Annotated in this window: 1 protein-coding gene; it reads left to right on the plus strand. The window is 39.9% G+C overall.

All coding sequences use genetic code 11. The annotated features are described in order from the left end of the window. On the plus strand, positions 1–546 hold a 546-nt coding region (locus LJE12_RS19665), incomplete at its 5' end, for a group II intron maturase-specific domain-containing protein (RefSeq protein WP_226839788.1). Between the last annotated feature and the right edge of the window lie 100 nt (positions 547–646).

A 646-nucleotide genomic window follows, 5' to 3' on the forward strand; every position in this document is an offset into this window, starting at 1 on the left:
TTTGTGGTGACATTCCAATACAAATCAGATGCAGTATGGTTCTATGAACACTTAAAACATAGAATGGGACACTTTGGATTAAGCCTTGAAGAAGAAAAGAGCAGGCTGATAGAGTTCGGACGATACGCAAAGGAAAGATGCAGTAAAAGTGGAACGAAGCCAGGTACCTTTACTTTCCTAGGTTTTACACACTACTGTTCCAAAAGCAAGAATGGTAGATTCAGAGTGAAGAGGAAAACCAGTAAGAAGAAGTTTGCGAAGAAATGTAGAGAAATAAATCAACTGATGGGACACATGAAAACATGGAAACTGAAAGAGATTACTGCTAAACTCAATCAGATACTGACTGGTTATTACCATTACTATGGAATCACAGACAATACAGAAAGAATAACAGCATTTCGATACCACGTAATGAAAAGTTTATTCTACTGTCTAAATCGGAGGAGTCAAAAGAAAAGCTACAACTGGGTAGAATTTCTGAATATGATAGATAACAGCTATCCACTGGTAAGACCCCGAATATATGTCAGTGTATATAATTGATAAATGTGAACGATTCGTTTCGCAAAGAGCCGGATGCGGGAAAGCCGCAAGTCCGGATTCTGTGAGGGGCGTACGACCGCAAGGGGTGCGTCTACTCGAC

The sequence above is a fragment of the Blautia sp. DFI.6.71 genome (assembly GCF_020593585.1).
Taxonomy (GTDB): Bacteria; Bacillota; Clostridia; order Lachnospirales; family Lachnospiraceae; genus Blautia_A; species Blautia_A wexlerae.